The 16,563-nt window shown below is 46.3% G+C and carries 17 protein-coding genes; 9 read left to right on the top strand and 8 right to left on the bottom strand.

Going from position 1 to position 16,563, the window contains the following annotated elements:
• Positions 1-11 precede the first annotated feature (11 nt).
• From astA to OH460_RS11100, 3 genes are all read left to right on the top strand, one after another.
• A complete protein-coding gene (astA, locus tag OH460_RS11090; RefSeq protein ID WP_269997090.1) occupies positions 12-1,031 on the top strand; it encodes an arginine N-succinyltransferase in 1,020 nt (339 codons plus the stop codon).
• Between the two features lie 39 nt (positions 1,032-1,070).
• A complete protein-coding gene (gene astD / locus OH460_RS11095; RefSeq protein WP_008222319.1) occupies positions 1,071-2,528 on the top strand; it encodes a succinylglutamate-semialdehyde dehydrogenase in 1,458 nt (485 codons plus the stop codon).
• Positions 2,529-2,743: 215 nt separating this feature from the next.
• A complete protein-coding gene (locus OH460_RS11100; RefSeq protein ID WP_269997094.1) occupies positions 2,744-3,535 on the top strand; it encodes a DUF1338 domain-containing protein in 792 nt (263 codons plus the stop codon).
• Between the two features lie 187 nt (positions 3,536-3,722).
• Here the strand turns inward: OH460_RS11100 and crp are convergent, their stop codons facing one another.
• From crp to OH460_RS11130, 6 genes are all read right to left on the bottom strand, one after another.
• Positions 3,723-4,355 (bottom strand): cAMP-activated global transcriptional regulator CRP, encoded by a 633-nt coding sequence (crp, locus tag OH460_RS11105; protein ID WP_004410522.1) that lies wholly within the window; start codon positions 4,353-4,355, stop codon positions 3,723-3,725.
• Positions 4,356-4,595: 240 nt separating this feature from the next.
• The gene (locus OH460_RS11110; protein ID WP_008222326.1) at positions 4,596-5,465 is read right to left on the bottom strand and encodes a phosphoribulokinase; all 870 of its coding nucleotides are present in this window, start codon (positions 5,463-5,465) and stop codon (positions 4,596-4,598) included.
• 77 nt (positions 5,466-5,542) lie between these two features.
• Complete coding sequence (locus tag OH460_RS11115; RefSeq protein ID WP_269997098.1) at positions 5,543-5,755, bottom strand: YheU family protein; 213 nt, start codon at positions 5,753-5,755, stop codon at positions 5,543-5,545.
• A gap of 127 nt (positions 5,756-5,882) precedes the next feature.
• Positions 5,883-6,863 carry a hydrolase gene (locus OH460_RS11120; RefSeq protein ID WP_269997100.1) on the bottom strand — a complete coding sequence of 327 codons (981 nt, stop codon included), beginning with the start codon at positions 6,861-6,863 and terminating at the stop codon, positions 5,883-5,885.
• A 270-nt stretch (positions 6,864-7,133) separates the two neighbouring features.
• Entirely contained in the window at positions 7,134-7,604 is a 471-nt protein-coding gene (locus tag OH460_RS11125; protein WP_008222332.1) for a TIGR02444 family protein, read from the bottom strand.
• The gene (locus OH460_RS11130) at positions 7,601-9,523 is read right to left on the bottom strand and encodes an ABC transporter ATP-binding protein (RefSeq protein WP_269997103.1); all 1,923 of its coding nucleotides are present in this window, start codon (positions 9,521-9,523) and stop codon (positions 7,601-7,603) included. Before OH460_RS11130 ends, OH460_RS11125 begins: the two co-directional genes overlap by 4 nt.
• A 171-nt stretch (positions 9,524-9,694) precedes the next feature.
• On the opposite strand from OH460_RS11130, the gene kefG reads away from it, so the two are divergent.
• The 5 genes from kefG (at position 9,695) to OH460_RS11155 (ending at position 14,255) form a co-directional block, all read left to right on the top strand.
• Complete coding sequence (gene kefG / locus OH460_RS11135; RefSeq protein ID WP_061033642.1) at positions 9,695-10,279, top strand: glutathione-regulated potassium-efflux system ancillary protein KefG; 585 nt, start codon at positions 9,695-9,697, stop codon at positions 10,277-10,279.
• Positions 10,266-12,062, top strand: a complete 1,797-nt coding sequence (kefB, locus tag OH460_RS11140; protein WP_239962825.1) for a glutathione-regulated potassium-efflux system protein KefB — start codon at positions 10,266-10,268, stop codon at positions 12,060-12,062. Before kefG ends, kefB begins: the two co-directional genes overlap by 14 nt.
• A 148-nt stretch (positions 12,063-12,210) precedes the next feature.
• Positions 12,211-12,411, top strand: a complete 201-nt coding sequence (locus OH460_RS11145; RefSeq protein WP_004737184.1) for a YheV family putative zinc ribbon protein — start codon at positions 12,211-12,213, stop codon at positions 12,409-12,411.
• Between the two features lie 94 nt (positions 12,412-12,505).
• Positions 12,506-13,102 (top strand): peptidylprolyl isomerase, encoded by a 597-nt coding sequence (slyD, locus tag OH460_RS11150; RefSeq protein ID WP_269997109.1) that lies wholly within the window; start codon positions 12,506-12,508, stop codon positions 13,100-13,102.
• A gap of 187 nt (positions 13,103-13,289) precedes the next feature.
• The gene (locus OH460_RS11155) at positions 13,290-14,255 is read left to right on the top strand and encodes an isoaspartyl peptidase/L-asparaginase family protein (RefSeq protein WP_269997111.1); all 966 of its coding nucleotides are present in this window, start codon (positions 13,290-13,292) and stop codon (positions 14,253-14,255) included.
• 115 nt (positions 14,256-14,370) lie between these two features.
• On the opposite strand, the gene OH460_RS11160 is transcribed toward OH460_RS11155, so the two are convergent.
• On the bottom strand, positions 14,371-14,598 hold the full coding sequence (locus OH460_RS11160) for a SlyX family protein (RefSeq protein WP_004737187.1): 228 nt from the start codon (positions 14,596-14,598) through the stop codon (positions 14,371-14,373).
• A gap of 5 nt (positions 14,599-14,603) precedes the next feature.
• Positions 14,604-15,581 carry a WD40 repeat domain-containing protein gene (locus tag OH460_RS11165; RefSeq protein WP_269997220.1) on the bottom strand — a complete coding sequence of 326 codons (978 nt, stop codon included), beginning with the start codon at positions 15,579-15,581 and terminating at the stop codon, positions 14,604-14,606.
• Positions 15,582-15,712: 131 nt separating this feature from the next.
• Here OH460_RS11165 and fkpA point away from each other — a divergent pair, with 131 nt between their 5' ends.
• Positions 15,713-16,489 (top strand): FKBP-type peptidyl-prolyl cis-trans isomerase, encoded by a 777-nt coding sequence (gene fkpA, locus OH460_RS11170; protein ID WP_061033636.1) that lies wholly within the window; start codon positions 15,713-15,715, stop codon positions 16,487-16,489.
• Positions 16,490-16,563 lie beyond the last annotated feature (74 nt).

Here is a 16,563-nt window from a genome sequence, read left to right on the forward strand (position 1 = left end):
AGGGAATATTGATGCTAGTTGTTCGCCCAATAAAACTGTCTGATTACGATGCGCTGCACACCTGTGCAGTTGAATCAGGTCATGGATTCACATCTCTTCCGGTTAACGAAGAATTGTTAACTAACCGAATTACCCATTCTGAATACAGCTTTGCGAAAGCAGACGTGACCGAACCCGGTGATGAAGGCTATCTCATGGTGGGTTTCGACGCTGAAACTGGCGAAGTTGCTGGTACAACGGGTATCGAAGCTTCCATTGGCTGGGATGTGCCTTTTTACTCGTACCACATCAGTAAAGTGGTTCACTCTTCACAGCGCCTTAAAGTGAATAACGTGGTTAAGCTGTTGACGTTTGGTAATAACTACACAGGCTGCAGCGAAATTTGTACGCTGTTCTTGCGTCCTGATTACCGCAAAGGCTTAAACGGTCGACTGATGTCTAAGTGTCGTTTCCTACTGATGGCTGAGCACCCAGAGCGTTTCTCGAAAACGATCTTTGCTGAGATGCGTGGTGTATCAGATGCAGAAGGCAACTCGCCATTCTGGAAGTGGTTGCAAGAACACTTCTTCTCGATTGATTTCACACTAGCCGATTACCTAACGGGTATTGGTAAGAAAGGCTTCATCGCGGACCTTATGCCGAAACTGCCAATCTATGTAAACCTATTGAGTGAAGAAGCTCAGGCGGTGATTGGCCAAGTGCACGATAACACCCGCCCAGCATTGAAACTGCTGGAACGTGAAGGTTTCACGAATCGTGGTTATGTCGACATCTTTGATGCGGGACCAACGGTCGAGTGTGATTTAAGAAACATCGAATCTGTACGTCACTCTATTCGAGCACAGGTTCAAATTGCAGAGCACTCTAGCTCTAAAGACTTCCTAATTGGTAATACCTCATTTGAGAACTTCCGCGCAGTGGCCGCGAAAGGTGCGTATGACCAAGCAAGCGACGCAGTGATTTTATCATCTGAAGTAGCAAGCGCTCTTGAAGTAAAAGAAGGCGAATTCGTTCGCATGTTGGCTCAATAAGAGCGGCGATTATCTGTCGAAGATTTTAAGGATAGAAGTATGACTCAGTGGATAGCAGGACAATGGGTAGCAGGTCAAGGTGATGCCATGACATCAGTAAGCCCATACAACAATGAAGTAGTGTGGCAGGGTGATAGCGCAACACCGGCACAGGTTGAATCTGCAGTGGCAGCGGCTCGCGAAGCGTTCCTAGTTTGGAAAAAACTGAGCTTTGCTGAGCGTGAAGCGATCGTGTTGAAGTTCGCGGAAAAAGTAAAAGAGAACAGCGAAGAGATCGCGCAAATTATCGCAAAAGAGACGGGTAAACCTATTTGGGAAACTCGCACTGAAGCGGGCGCAATGGCGGGCAAGATCGCTATCTCTATTCGTGCTTATCACGAGCGTACCGGTGAAGCATCACGTGAAGCGGCTGGTAACCAAATTGTACTTCGTCACCGTCCATTGGGCGTGATGGCGGTATTTGGCCCTTACAACTTCCCAGGCCACCTACCAAATGGTCATATTGTTCCTGCATTGCTATCGGGAAATACAGTGGTATTCAAACCTTCAGAGCAGACGCCTTGGACAGGTGAGTTCGCAATGAAGCTATGGCAAGAAGCGGGTCTTCCTGCTGGCGTAATCAACCTAGTGCAAGGCGCTAAAGAGACAGGTATCGCACTAGCAGATGCTAAAGGTCTTGATGGCGTACTATTTACAGGTAGTGCTAATACGGGTCATATCCTGCACCGTCAATTCGCGGGTCAACCGGGCAAGATGCTGGCACTAGAGATGGGTGGTAATAACCCTATGGTGATCAGTGACCAATACGGTGACGCAGATGCAACGGTATACACGATTATCCAATCAGCGTTCATCAGTGCTGGTCAACGTTGTACATGTGCTCGTCGCCTGTATGTTCCTGTTGGCGAAAAGGGTGATCTGCTACTCGACAAACTGGTCGCAGCGACGCAAAAGATTCGTGTTGATCAGCCATTCGCTGAACCTGCACCTTTCATGGGGCCTCAAATCTCTGAAGCTGCCGCTAAGTTTATTCTAGATGCACAAGCTAACCTGCAATCGCTGGGTGGTGTCAGCCTAGTAGAGGCAAAAGCAGGCGAAGCGGCATTTGTTTCTCCGGGCATTATCGATGCAACCAACATTGCTGACCTGCCAGATGAAGAGTACTTCGGCCCATTGCTACAAGTGGTTCGTTATCAGTCGCTAGAGCAAGCGGTTGAATTAGCTAACGACACACGCTTTGGTTTGTCAGCAGGTTTAGTATCGACAGACGATGCTGAGTGGGAATACTTCGTTGACCATATCCGCGCGGGTATTGTTAACCGCAACCGCCAACTCACAGGCGCAAGTGGCGATGCACCATTTGGTGGTCCGGGTGCTTCTGGCAACCTACGCCCAAGCGCTTACTATGCGGCAGATTACTGTGCTTACCCAATGGCTTCAATGGAAGGTGGGGAAACTCAACTGCCAGCTACGTTTAGCCCAGGTATCGAGCTGTAGTTTAGATTGATATTGAGCTAAGGCTCATTCATTAGTTATGAAATAAGGAAGCAGCGTATCGCTTCCTTATTTTAACCACGCTCAGCGTCAAGATTGGGCGGTAGATAATAATAGAACAAGTATGTCACAGGCTGATGGCTGCTGACTTTGTGTCTCAGTCTCTCCCTTTCTAATCCAAATTACTAGCTTGCTAGAACCTCTGACAAGGAGTCACCATGACGCCCGATCTACTCTTTAAATCTCTATGGGACGATTACATTCACAGGCTTTGCCCATCGGCAGAGAAAGTACATCACTTGCTAAAAGAAGATGAAGCGCTGATCAACGATCACATTGCATTGCGTACTTTTAATGTTGCTCCTCTTGGTATCGAAACATTAGCCAAACCTTTCCTTGAGTTAGGCTATAAGGCATGTGGCGATTACCTGTTTGAAAGCAAGAAGCTAGTGGCTAAACACTACGAACACCCAGATCCAAAACAACCGAAAGTGTTCATCAGTGAGTTGAAGGTAGAAGAGTGTTCTAGTGAATTACAGCAGATCGTTGCCAAATTGGTTGAGCAGGTTGATGTAAGTAAGTTAGAGGGGCATGAATTCCTATTTGGTGGCCGCCTTTGGGACTTGAGCTTCGCTGATTTCCAACTGTTAGCAAAAGAGAGCGAATACGCCTCTTGGTTAGCCGCTCACGGTTACGGTGCTAACCACTTCACGGTTAGTGTCAATCAACTGAACAAGTTCGATGAAGTACAAGCAGTGAATGACTACCTGAGTGATGCTGGCTTTACGATTAACGCATCTGGTGGTGAGGTAAAAGGCTCTCCAGAGGTGTTATTAGAGCAATCATCAACAATGGCAGACAAAGTGCCAGTGGCATTTGTTGAAGGCAATGAGATGATTCCTGGTGGCTTCTATGAGTTCGCTAAGCGCTACCCAATGGCCAATGGTGATCTGTATACCGGTTTTGTTGCGGCATCGGCAGATAAGATCTTCGAAAGCACCAACGGTTAAAGAAAGATACAAGCACGGGCTTTGCCCTAGAGAGGCGGGTACGCTTCGCTGAGAGTGTTTACAAGGCGAGAGTCTCATGTATTCCATTCGTATCTCGTATCTCGTATCTCGTATCTTCTCTCGATAAAGAAAAAGCCACCAAATTCGCATTTGGTGGCTTTGATATTTTTGACTCAGTTAGTCGAAATTAACGAGTGCCGTATACCACGATAGTCTTACCGTGTGCAGAAATTAGGTTCTGCTCTTCTAGCATCTTCAAGATACGACCTACTGTCTCACGAGAACAACCAACGATCTGGCCAATCTCTTGACGAGTGATCTTGATTTGCATGCCGTCAGGGTGAGTCATTGCATCTGGCTGTTTCGCTAGGTTTAGTAGCGTTTGAGCGATACGACCTGTTACGTCAAGGAACGCTAAGTCACCAACCTTTTGGCTAGTTACTTGTAGGCGGCTTGCCATTTGCGCTGAAAGACGCATTAGGATGTCTGGGTTCACTTGGATAAGTTGACGGAATTTCTTGAAAGAAATTTCAGCTACTTCACAAGGAGATTTAGCACGAACCCAAGCAGTACGCTCTTGGTCTTCTTCGAACAAGCCTAGCTCACCGATGAAGTCGCCTTGGTTTAGGTAAGAAAGAATCATTTCCTTACCTTCTTCGTCTTTGATAAGAACTGCCACAGAACCTTTAACGATGTAGTACAAGGTTTCTGCCTTTTCACCAGCATGAATCAAAGTACTTTTTGAAGGGTACTTATGAATATGACAGTGTGAAAGGAACCACTCTAATGTTGGATCGGTTTGAGGTTTACCTAGAACCATAATATCTCACTTCCTCTGCAGGGTATGCTTGCCGCTTTCCGTATTTTAGCTAAGCCTGAATTGACTTCTTAGGATAAGAGCACTCGATGAGCGCTGCAAGCTATCTTGTGTTTCGTTTAAGAATAGTATCCTTTTTCAGGTACTATTTCTTGATTTTAATCGTGACCAAGCTACGATTTTTTACGCAAAATTGTGCACATGATCACGGTATGAAAAGTAATCAACCAGAATGTCGTTTTGTTAACCTATTTTTCCGGTTTCGATGAGTTGTTGTAGGATTGGCCTTACAATGAGCTCCATAGCAAAACTCATCTTGCCTCCTGGCACAACTAGCGTGTTATGACGAGACATAAATGAGCCATCAATCATTGCCAAAAGGTAAGGGAAATCGACGTTTTTGATACCACGCAAACGTATAACTACGAAGCTTTCGTCTAAACTTGGAATCCCTTTGGCGTTGAGTGGGTTCGATGTATCTACGGTTGGAACACGCTGAAAGTTGATATGTGTACGTGAAAACTGCGGGGTAATGTAGTTAAGGTAATCATCCATTGAACGCACAATAGAGTCCATTACCGCTTCTCGAGAGTGGCCACGATCGCGAGTGTCACGAACGAATTTTTGAATCCACTCTAGGTTTACGATCGGTACCATGCCAATCAGCAGGTCGACGTGTTGAGAGACATTAATGTCGCCATCAACCACTCCACCGTGCAGGCCTTCGTAAAACATCACGTCTGAATTTTCAGGGATATCTTGCCATGGCGTAAAGGTGCCCGGCATTTGATTATAAGGGACAGCTTCGTCAAACGTATGTAGGTAACTACGTACTTGGCCAGTACCTTCATTTCCGTATTTACGGAAAAACTCTTCTAAGGCCCCGAAGTCGTTGGCTTGTGGACCAAAGTAGCTGATGTGCTTACCTTGCTCGCGCGCCTTACGGATCTCGACGTCCATCTCTGGTCGAGTGAAGCGGTGGAAACTATCCCCTTCAACCCAAGCAGCCTTCACGTCCATCATATTGAACATTTTGCGGAAGGCTTCTGAGGTGGTGGTGGTGCCGGCTCCTGAGGAACCCGTCACCGCAATAATTGGATGTTTAGCGGACATGACAACCCTTGTCTTATGAGTAACTTACTTGTTAGCAATCGTTTTCCACTATAACACGGCTCTTTTCTCAACGCAGCTTAGAAGCGTTTTGTGAGCTGGATATCAACGGTCTCGTGCAGTTCGGAAAACACGATGTTGGCTTCACCAGAAGCTAATTGATGTTTCACTTGGTCAATCTTGTTTTGTAGAGAGATCTCCACGTCGCCATAGTCTGTGCCTTCACGCAGCACGAATTCTTTGATGAGGTTTTCCAGAGTCTCTGGCGCGATGTCTTGCCATGGGATGATCATAAATACTTCTCTCTTTTATGTTCATTGATATGTTGATGAGTGTGTCTAGTGATGTTTTAGTACAACCCCAATTAGGGGCTGCGCTATCTTATCAAGGTTTCACTTATATCTTTAGTAGGCTTAGCCGTTATGCCGAATCTTGAATACTTTCATAGTAGGCAGGCAGCGCTTCTTCTAACCAAAACCTTGGTTTTAGCGTACTACCAGTAATAAACCCAACATGACCCCCTTTCTGGAACAAGCGATAATCGATGTTATCCGGTAGAACGAATTTTGGAATCACATCATCAGTCATGAAAGGATCGTCTTTAGCATGAATGATCTGAGTTGGTAGCTTTATCTTATTGAGCTTAGGAAGAGCTGAGCACTGTGCGTAATAGTCTTGAGCGTTCTTGAATCCATGCAGAGGCGCGGTGATTCGTTCATCAAACTCATACAACTTATCAATCTTCTTGATTGTCTCAGCGGTGATGTTGAGCTTCTCTTGCAGCAGGTTAATCTTTTTTAGGGCGTTTGATTTGAGAGAGCTGAGCAGGTACTTCTTGTAGAGCTTAGAAAAGCCTTTTTCAATGCGACTCGCGCAACAAGCCAGATCAAACGGAGCTGACACTATGGTTGCTGCTGATAGCAGGGGATCGTCTGAATATTCAGCCAGATAATTAGCTAACATGTTTCCACCTAAAGAGATGCCGACTGCCACCTTAGGGTTGTTGGGAAACTGTGCATGCAGGTGCCTTAGGAAAAAGCGAGCATCTTCAACTTCACCGGAGTGATATGCGCGAGCCAGGCGATTCGGTTTACCGCTACAGCCTCTAAAGTGCATCATCACGGATAACCAACCATCCTTCGCAAATGCATTCATCAGCCCGTTGGCATAAGGGCTCTCAAAACTGCCCTCTAATCCGTGAAACAGAATAAAGATAGGTTTGTTGCTCGTCAGTTCATCGTTATCTGGTGATTCACTCCAAGCAAGGTCTAGGAAATCACCATCAGGCGTTTCTAAGGTTTGCCATGTAGGATGGAACAACGCCTGCTTTCTGATAAACCTTGGCACTAAAGTTTGTAAGTGTGGGTTAGATAAACCAGCCGCTGCGGTAAATATGGTCATAAAACAGTCCGTACTTTTTATGGGCTTTGAAAAGTATTAAGTATTGCGATGCGCCCACGTTTTTATTTGAGCTTGGTTGATTCTCGGTGCAAGCGCAAGCCTTTCACTGAGACTCAATGTAAAAATATGTTGTGAGTAACTGATTGAATATTATCAAACTTGTACGAGCTAGCCTCTGCTTGCTATGAGCACTCGTTTTGCTAGGTGCACCGAAATATCAATACGAGAGTAAGCTTGTACCGGAACAACTCAAAAGAGAAAGAAAATGAGTTAAGGCTGAGGGGCGGGTTCAGAAAATGCGTCATAGAGGTTTTCTGCCCCGAGTAGACGACAATATTGCAGAGCCAGTGGCGCTTGTTGATTGGTGAATAGCTGCAGCGAGTTGATACAGTCAACAAGGTCGGATTGCTGCTGCTTCTCAAGTTGCAGTTCAAACTGTAAGGCTTCACGGTAGAGAGAGTCGACAACATGCTCTTTAAGGTGTTTGCGCAGCTCTCGATAGCTATGCAGTAGAGTCTCAGAGCGGCTTAAGCACTGCTGCACTTTGTGCCACTCTTCTTCTGCAAAAGACAATTGCTGCTCATCAAGCCATTTGAGGAGCAGCAGTAGATTGACGTTGCCGTGGAACTGGTTTTGCAAAGCTAAGCACGCATCTTTAACACCACGCACACTGTAGTACTGAAGGCTAAATTGCCATAGTCTTTCCAGTGTGAGTGATATTGGGGCGTGCTTTAGGCTCATAAACTATCCATATCCTGTTCCATCTGCTCAAGCTCTTCTTGAGTGGACATCCAATCCATTTCAACTTCTTCCAGTTGTGACTTACTGCTCGCTTGTAGAGCGAGTACTTCATTCAGTTTAGCCTTATTTTCAGCTTCATACAGTGAAGTGTCGGATAATTGTTGTTCAGCTTCTTCAAGAGCAAGCGTCAGTTTATCCATCTGTTTTTCAAATTGAGTCAGCTTTTTACGGATTGGCGCGGTTAACTTACGGAACTCCGCTTCTTTACGTTTTTGCTCTTTTTTCGCAGCAGCACTGTTGGCGCCATCTTTCGCTGGAGCCTGTGCTTGTGCTTCTTTGCGTTCCACTTTTTGTTGTTCGGTGAGCCACTTGTAGTAATCGTTCAGGTCACCGTCAAACGGTGCAACTTGGCGGTCGTGTACAAGGTACAGGTCATCGGTAGTTGCACGAAGTAGGTAACGGTCGTGCGATACGATAACCATTGCGCCTTCAAATGTCTGAAGAGCAAACGTCAGCGCTTGACGCATGTCGAGATCCAAGTGGTTGGTTGGTTCATCGAGTAGTAACAGGTTCGGTTTTTGCCAGACGAGCAGTGCCAACACTAAACGTGCTTTCTCACCACCTGAGAAAGGCGCTACTTTATCCAGTGCTTTCTCGCCTTGGAAGCCGAAGCTACCAAGATAATCACGCAGCTGTTGTTCGGTGTGCTTAGGCGCAATCTGCATCATGTGTTGCAGTGGTGTTTCTTCTGGGTGCAGCGTTTCTAGTTGATGCTGTGCGAAGTAACCAATCTTAACGCCTTGTGAGTAGCTCAGCTCGCCACCTTGCTGTTTCAGTTCGCCAGAAAGCAGCTTAATAAGCGTCGATTTACCTGCGCCGTTTCGACCCAGTAGACCGATACGGCTGCCTGGAACCAGGTTAAGGCGAATCTTCTCTAGGATTAGGTTGTCGTCGTAGCCCGCAGATACTTCATCCATCATCATGATTGGGTTTGGTAGTGCGTCAGGCTCTCTGAACTCAAAGCTGAATGGGTTATCAAACTGAGCGGGCAGTACTTGTTCCATTTTTTCGAGTGCTTTAATGCGGCTTTGCGCTTGGCGAGCCTTTGAAGCTTTATAACGGAAACGGTCGATGTAGCTCTGCATGTGAGCCATCTGCTTTTGCTGCTTCTGGTACATCGCCTGTTGCAGAATTAGCTTTTGCGCTCGTTGATTCTCAAACGATGAGTAGTTGCCTGTGTACTCATTTAACTTTTGGTTTTCAACATGCACGATACGATTGACGATAGGATCTAAGAAGTCTCTATCGTGCGAGATAAGTACTAGCGTACCAGGGTAGGTTTGTAACCAGCGCTCTAGCCACATTACTGCATCCAAGTCCAAGTGGTTGGTTGGCTCATCGAGCAGCAGTAAGTCACTGCGGCACAGTAGGGCTTGAGCTAGGTTCAAACGCATACGCCAACCACCTGAGAATTGAGTCAGGTTCCATGTCATTTGTTCTTGGCTAAAGCCTAGGCCGTCTAGCAATTCGGCTGCGCGAGCTTTGATGCTGTAACCACCAATGGTCTCTATCTTGCCGTGAATCTCTGCGACGAGTGTGCCGTTGTCGGCTACTTCCGCTCTTTGTAGCTGATCTTCGAGGCCACGATATTCACGGTCACCATCAATCACGTATTCAATTGCTGTTCTTTCTAATGCTGGAGTTTCTTGAGCAACCCACGCCATTTCCCAATGAGCAGGTTTGCTGAATGAGCCAGCATCAATCGATAGCTCGTCTTTAATTAAAGCGAACAGCGTCGATTTACCACAACCGTTTTTGCCTACCAAGCCAATCTTGTCGCCAGGGTGAAGAGTCGCAGATGCTTGGTCGAGGAGGGGCTTACCGCCGCGTAGCAATTGAATATCAGAGAAAGTAATCATAGAAATAGCATAGAAATTAGAGATGAACAGACGCCTGCATAGTAGGCTGAAACCAGATAAAAGTCGATCACAATGCAATTTGCGTTATGATGCCAATAACATATTAATAACTTTTGCTTAAATTCTTGTGGCCTTGCCACCGTTTAGCCTTAAAAGGAATGCTTCAAAGGAATGAGTAATACTCCCTCGACAGACAAAACCGTGCCTAAGGTGTTAATCATCTACGCACATCCAGAGCCACAAACCTCTATTGCTAATCAGATGATGGTCAAGAAGGTAGAGTCGCTCGGGCATGTCAAAATTCACGATCTTTATGCCATCTATCCTGATTTCTTTATCGATGTGCCTTATGAGCATGAATTACTCCTTGAGTACGATGTGATTGTGTTCCAACACCCTCTGTTTATGTATTCCTGCCCTTCATTGCTAAAAGAGTGGTTTGACCGCGTATTGGGCAAAGGCTTTGCGTTTGGTGAGCAAAGTGCACTGAAAGGTAAACATTGGCGAAGTGTTATCACTACGGGTGGTAAAGAAGAGGCGTTTGGAGCAGCAGGCTATAATAAATATCCATTACAAGAGATTTTACAACCTTTCGAACTCACAGCTGCTTTGTGTCAGATGAATTGGATACCACCATTGGTTTTACACTGGGCACGAAATGTCACAGATATGACACGGTATCAACATGCAGAAGCGTATCGAAACTGGTTGCGAGACCCGCTACAAGATATAGGAGCGAACGATGGCTCTGACTAATGAATTTTTGCAAAGTAGCGTTATATTTTTAGCTGCCGCGGTGGTTGCTGTTCCTATCGCACAACGCGCAGGTTTAGGCTCAGTTTTGGGCTACTTGCTGGCGGGTGTGGCAATTGGCCCATGGGGGCTTGGGTTAATTAGTGACGTAGAAGCGATTCTACACTTTTCCGAATTCGGGGTGGTGCTGCTGCTCTTCCTGATTGGTTTAGAGCTTAACCCTAAAAAACTGTGGCAGATGCGAGCGCCTATTCTCGGGCTCGGTGGCGCGCAGGTGCTGATCACTACTCTGATTATTACTGCCATCGCCTGCATGTTCGGTTTAACGTGGCAAACGAGCCTAGTAATAGGTATGGGTTTGGCCTTGTCCTCGACTGCTATCGCTTTAAGGGTTATTGAAGAGCGAGAGCTTGGTGGTAAAGAAGCTGGGCAATCTGGCTTTGCGGTTTTGCTTTTCCAAGATATTGCCGTAATACCAATGTTGGCTATGCTGCCTCTGCTTGCTGGTAACACCGGCGGAAGCTGGGGCGACATGCTGTGGATGCTAGGTGGCGTGGTTGGTTTGCTGGTGGGCGGTCACTTCTTGTTGAGGCCTCTTTTCCGCTATGTGGTAATGAGTGGTGTACGTGAGTTGTTCACCGTTGCTGCTCTGCTATTGGTGATTGGTATTGCTGTGATCATGCAACAGATCGGCTTGTCGATGGCATTGGGTACTTTCCTAGCTGGTGTGCTTCTGGCGGAGAGTGAATACCGACATGAGCTGGAAATCGCGATTGACCCGTTCAAAGGGTTGTTGCTTGGTCTGTTCTTCATCTCAGTAGGTATGGCCGTTAACTTGGGATTGTTGGCCGAAAGCCCATTCGCAATATTGATCGCTGTTCTTGCGCTAGTCGTACTAAAAGGTTTGGTTTTGTACGCCCTTGCGCGAGTGTTTGGTACTCAAGCCAAAGCGCGTAGTCGCATGGCAATGATTCTTAGCCAAGGTGGTGAATTCGCTTTCGTTATCTTCACGGCGGCAAGTGCACAAGGCATCTTGAGTGGTGAGCAAGTATCTTTCTTGCTAGTAGTCGTGAGTTTATCAATGGTGACCACACCATTAATGCTTAAGCTACAAGATAAGTTCTTTGCTCGCCAATTGAATCAAATCAGTGAGAATGCGATGTCTTCGGATGTGGTTGACCGTAGCCCTCGAGTGATCATTGCCGGCTTTGGTCGCTTTGGTCAGATCATTGGTCGTCTGATGTACGCCAATAAAATCCGCATTACCATCTTGGAAAGTGACGCAAGCCAAATCCACATCCTGAGAAAGTTTGGCTATAAGGTGTTTTACGGTGACTCCACTCATTTGGAGTTGTTACGCGCAGCGGGGGCAGATAAGGCCGAAGCGATAGTGTTGTGTACTGACTCTCCTGATGAAATCATGAAAACCGTCGATTTGTGTAAGCAGCACTTCCCACGCTTAAAGATCTTAGCGCGAGCTCGAAGCCGTGTTGAAGCGTATCAATTACTTAACCACGGAGTGAGTAACTACTCGCGTGAAACCTTCCTTGGGGCTCTCGATTTAGGTCGTCAAACATTGACCGAACTTGGCATGCACCCATATAAAGCGAAGCGAGCAGAAGCACATTTTAGGAAGTTGGATAATGGTATGCTGAAAGAGCTGTTGCCTCAGCATAATGAAGACGCCGAATTAGCCCAAAGAGCAAAAGAAGCTCGTAAAGAGCTTGAAGAGATCTTTGGACATGAGATGGAGAATGACCACCAATCTCGAAACTATTGGCAATAGCCTCAGCTTAGAGTGAATGGTTCGAGCTTGTAATGAATGCTTTGAGCCAAAAGCCATTGCCCAGAGATACCTAATAATAAACGTGGTCCTATTCGCTTTCACATCAAGCATAGAGAACCGCGAATCCAGAGTAGTAAAGGATATTAACGTGAAACAGAAAAAACGCTTTATCGCAGGGGCGAGCTGCCCAAGCTGCAATACTCAAGACACGCTTCGTTGGTGGATTGAGAATAATATCGAGCTGGTGGAATGTGTCGATTGTGACTTCTCAGAGCAACGTAAACCGAAAACTGTAGAGAAATCTGAACACGCGAATCAAGAAATGATCGGTATTTTTAAGCCTGAATGATTGAGTTTCGATAATTGATCCCCATAATATCCGGGTACAGAATTTTTCCTAAGCTCAACTGTTGGAGCTTAGTCCAAACCTCCTTGGAGCTCTCATGAAAATTGAAAAGAACGTAGTAGTTAGTGTTGCATATCAAGTGAAACTTGAAGATGGCGTAGTAGTTGACCAATCAACTGCAGAAGCTCCACTAGATTACCTTCACGGTCATAACAACCTAATTACAGGTCTTGAAAAAGAGCTTGAAGGCAAAGTAGCTGGCGACAAGTTCTCTGCAACGGTTACTCCAGAAGACGCTTACGGTGAGCACAACGACGCACTAGTGCAACGTGTTCCTGCTGACGTTTTCCAAGGTGTTGAGCAAATCGAAGTTGGTATGCGCTTCCTAGCGGATACAGACCAAGGTCCAATCCCAGTAGAAGTAACTGAAGTAGACGGCGACGAAGTTGTTGTTGATGGTAACCACATGCTAGCTGGCCAAACTCTAACGTTTGACGTTGAAGTGGTAGCGGTTCGTGAAGCGACTGAAGAAGAAGTTCAACACGGTCACGTACACCAAGCTGGTGGCTGTGGCAGCCACGGTCACGACCATGACCATGACCACGAAGGCGGTTGCTGTGGTGGCGAAGGCCACGACCACGGTGAAGAGAAAAAAGACGGCTGCTGCGGCGGCGGTAGCTGTGGTTCTCACTAATACCGACCTAACGGATTAGTTCAAGAATATTAAAGCCTCCCTTGTGGAGGCTTTTTTCGTATTGGGGTTGTGCTTTCTGGCGTGAGCATGACCGCTAGCGAAAGATTTGTTGTTGCTATCAGACATCGAGCTTTGGATATGATATTGATAGCGACAGATAACAAGAATACGTCAGTGGAGAGTATAGATGTCGCAACCTTTTTCAATTGCCATTCACGGTGGTGCTGGAACCATCTTGCGAGAGCAAATGAGTGATGAGCTAAAAGTGGACATTACTGAGGCTTTAGAAAAATCAGTGTTAGCTGGTTACCAAGTGCTGCAATCGGGTGGTGATGCGTTGGATGCGGTAGTGGCATCGGTAAAGGTGATGGAAGACAGCCCACACTTCAATGCGGGTAAGGGCTCCGTTCTTACGCATGATGAGTTTGTTGAGATGGATGCGTCGGTGATGCACGGTCGTGAAATGGATGCGGGTGCTATTGCTGGTGTTCGCCACATTAAAAACCCGATCGAATTAGCCCGCGATGTGATGCTGAAAAGCGACCATGTATTGTTGATTGGAGAAGGGGCGGAGAAGTTTGCCTTTGAACACGACTATACCTTTACCGAGCAAGACTACTTCTTTACTGAGCGCCGTTACGACCAACTTCAATCGATGAAAGAGAAGGGCATATTTGCTCTATCTGAAGCGAAATACGATGAGCAGCAAGCTGAGAAATACCCAGACGACAAAAAGTACGGCACGGTTGGCGCGGTGGCATTAGACCAAGCGGGCAACTTGGCGGCAGCGACCAGTACTGGCGGTGTGACAAACAAGAAGTACGGCCGTGTCGGCGATTCGCCAATCATTGGCGCGGGCACTATTGCTGAAAATGGCAATGTTGCGGTTTCTACTACTGGCATGGGGGAGTTCTTCTTAAGAAAAATGGTTGCCAGTGATGTGGCTGCGCGCATGCGTTATCTTAAAGAAGATGTTCATACCGCATGTGAACATATCATCCAAGGTGAACTGAAAACCATGGGCGGTGAAGGTGGTCTGATTGCGATTGATGGCCAAGGTGACATTCACTTCGGCATGAACAGTTCAGGCATGTACCGTGCTAGTGTCGATACAGAAGGTCGAGTTGAAGTTAAGATTTATGCCGATGACTAGTCAAGCTTCGGTGTAACTCAAGTTCCCAATCAAATACGCAAAAGGCGACAGATATTCTCTGTCGCTTTTTGTTTTTCAACCAGACCAATAAGCCGCAGCTCATTGGCAACGCACATTAGTAATGTGGTGGTGGCGTCTCTTCAGATGCGTCAGCCAAGTTTGAACCATCAATGTTCTTCACTTTACCCACTACATATTTCATTTGGTCTTGCATCTTAGTGATCAACATCTGTTGTTGGCTAAGCGCTTCATTGAGTTCTTCAATGGTCTGTTCTTGGAAAGCTAGCTGACATTCTAAGTCATTCACGCGGCTTTCTAACTGTTCAACTCGCTTTTCTGTCATCGTTCTTAATCCACATTCCAAGCTTGGGCGATGCCCGCAGAGGTGCCCGATATTACACGGTTCTTATCATCAAAGGCTGCATCATACACTACCGCACGAGGAGGGCGAGTATCTTTTAATGGCTCTGCATCGTGTCGTGAAAGTCGTTTGCCGTCCTCAGTATTCCACACGCTCACTTGGCTTGATGGAGTGCCTGTCACCAACATGCTGCCATCATCAGAAAAGCGGGCACTGGAGAATATCAGTTGTCGAGACCAACTCTGCAGCTGGGCTTGAGGTTCGCCCGTTTCAAGATCCCAAATCATCGCTTGATTACCACCATCAGAGGTAAAAGCTAAATTACCGTCACGTTGTAGGGCAACACGTACTACTCTTTGTTCATGCTCAAAGGTTCGTAATACCAAGCCGGTTTCGGTATCCCACAGGTAGGCTTTATAGTCGTTACCGCCAGAAAGCGCATAGCGACCGTTCGAAGAAAGGGCAACGGAATTAACTTTTTCTCTATGAGCAAGGAACTCCAGACGGCGTCCGGTGACTAAGTCCACATAGATGGCTTTACCATTAGATAAACCGAGCAGTACTTTTTCACCATTGCTAGAGATATCAACATCGCGAATTAAGCCGTCTGAGATAGACCATAGCCCTTCAGCTTGGGTCCAAGATAGGTCCCACACGGCGAAGTTCATCTGGCTGGCAGTAATGGCAAAGCGGCCATTGTCAGAGATTCGAATGCGCGATACTTGGTTTTCGGACTGATCTTGAGGGCCGAGTTGGGCTAACTCTTTGTTTTCGGCAAGGTCCCAAAGTAGCAATTGTTTTTGCTGAGAGTAGAGCAGGGCGAAGCGTCCATCTCTGCTTAAGGCAAAGCTGGTGGCGCCGCTGGGCTCAATTTCCCAACGCTGCTCATCGTCTTGAAAGAAAAAGCATCCATTTAACAAGGTGATGACAATTGCACATAGCAAGGAATGGAAAAATATTTGCATCACTTCTAATAATCCGGTTTGTGTCGAAAGACATATGACTAGTATATTGTTATAACTAACGTATTCACACCAATCTAATCATTAGATTTGTGCACAATAACCAATGGCTTGGCCATTAATTGGAGAATTCAATGAAATCAGTTTTAAAAGTATCACTGCTTGCCGCAACGGTTATGCTAGCAGTTGGTTGTCAGAAAGAAGAACCAAAGGCAGAAGCACCTCAAGTAGAAGAAGTTAAAGTAGAAGCAGTAAACTTTAAAACCGAAGATGACAAAGCGGCATACGCAATCGGCGTATCTTTCGCAAACTACCTGAGCACAAGCATTGATAAGCCAAGCGAGCTAGGCATTAATCTAGACAAAGACATGGTTCTTCAAGGTATTGAAGACGTATTCGCAGAGAAAACTGCACTTAACGAAGAAGAAACTCGTGCAGCGCTTGAAGCTCTAGACAAGCGTGTTGCTGAAACTATGCAAGCACAAGCGGCAGAGAAATCAGCTGAAACTAAGAAAGCAGGTGACGATTTCCGTGCTGAGTTCGCAAAAACTGAAGGCGTTAAGCAAACTGAATCTGGCCTACTTTACCAAGTAATGACACAAGGTGAAGGCGCTTCTCCAAAAGACACAGATACAGTTCAAGTACACTACAAAGGTACATTAACTGACGGTACTCAGTTCGACAGCTCTTACGACCGTGGCGAACCAGCAACATTCCCACTAAACCGCGTAATCCCAGGTTGGACTGAAGGCGTACAACTAATGCAAGTTGGTTCTAAGTACAAATTTGTAATCCCGCCAGAGCTAGCATACGGTGAGCAAGATACACCGACTATCCCAGCTAACTCAACGCTAGTATTCGAAGTTGAACTACTAAGCATTGATAACGCTGAAGCACCTGCTGCTCAGTAATAATTGCAAGAAATCCTGCTGTAAAAAGCGTTGATTGACTAAAAAGCCTAACTTTTCGTTAGGCTTTTTTTATG

Origin of the sequence: Vibrio sp. Makdt, assembly GCF_027587015.1 — a bacterium.
Taxonomy (GTDB): Bacteria; Pseudomonadota; Gammaproteobacteria; order Enterobacterales; family Vibrionaceae; genus Vibrio; species Vibrio chagasii_B.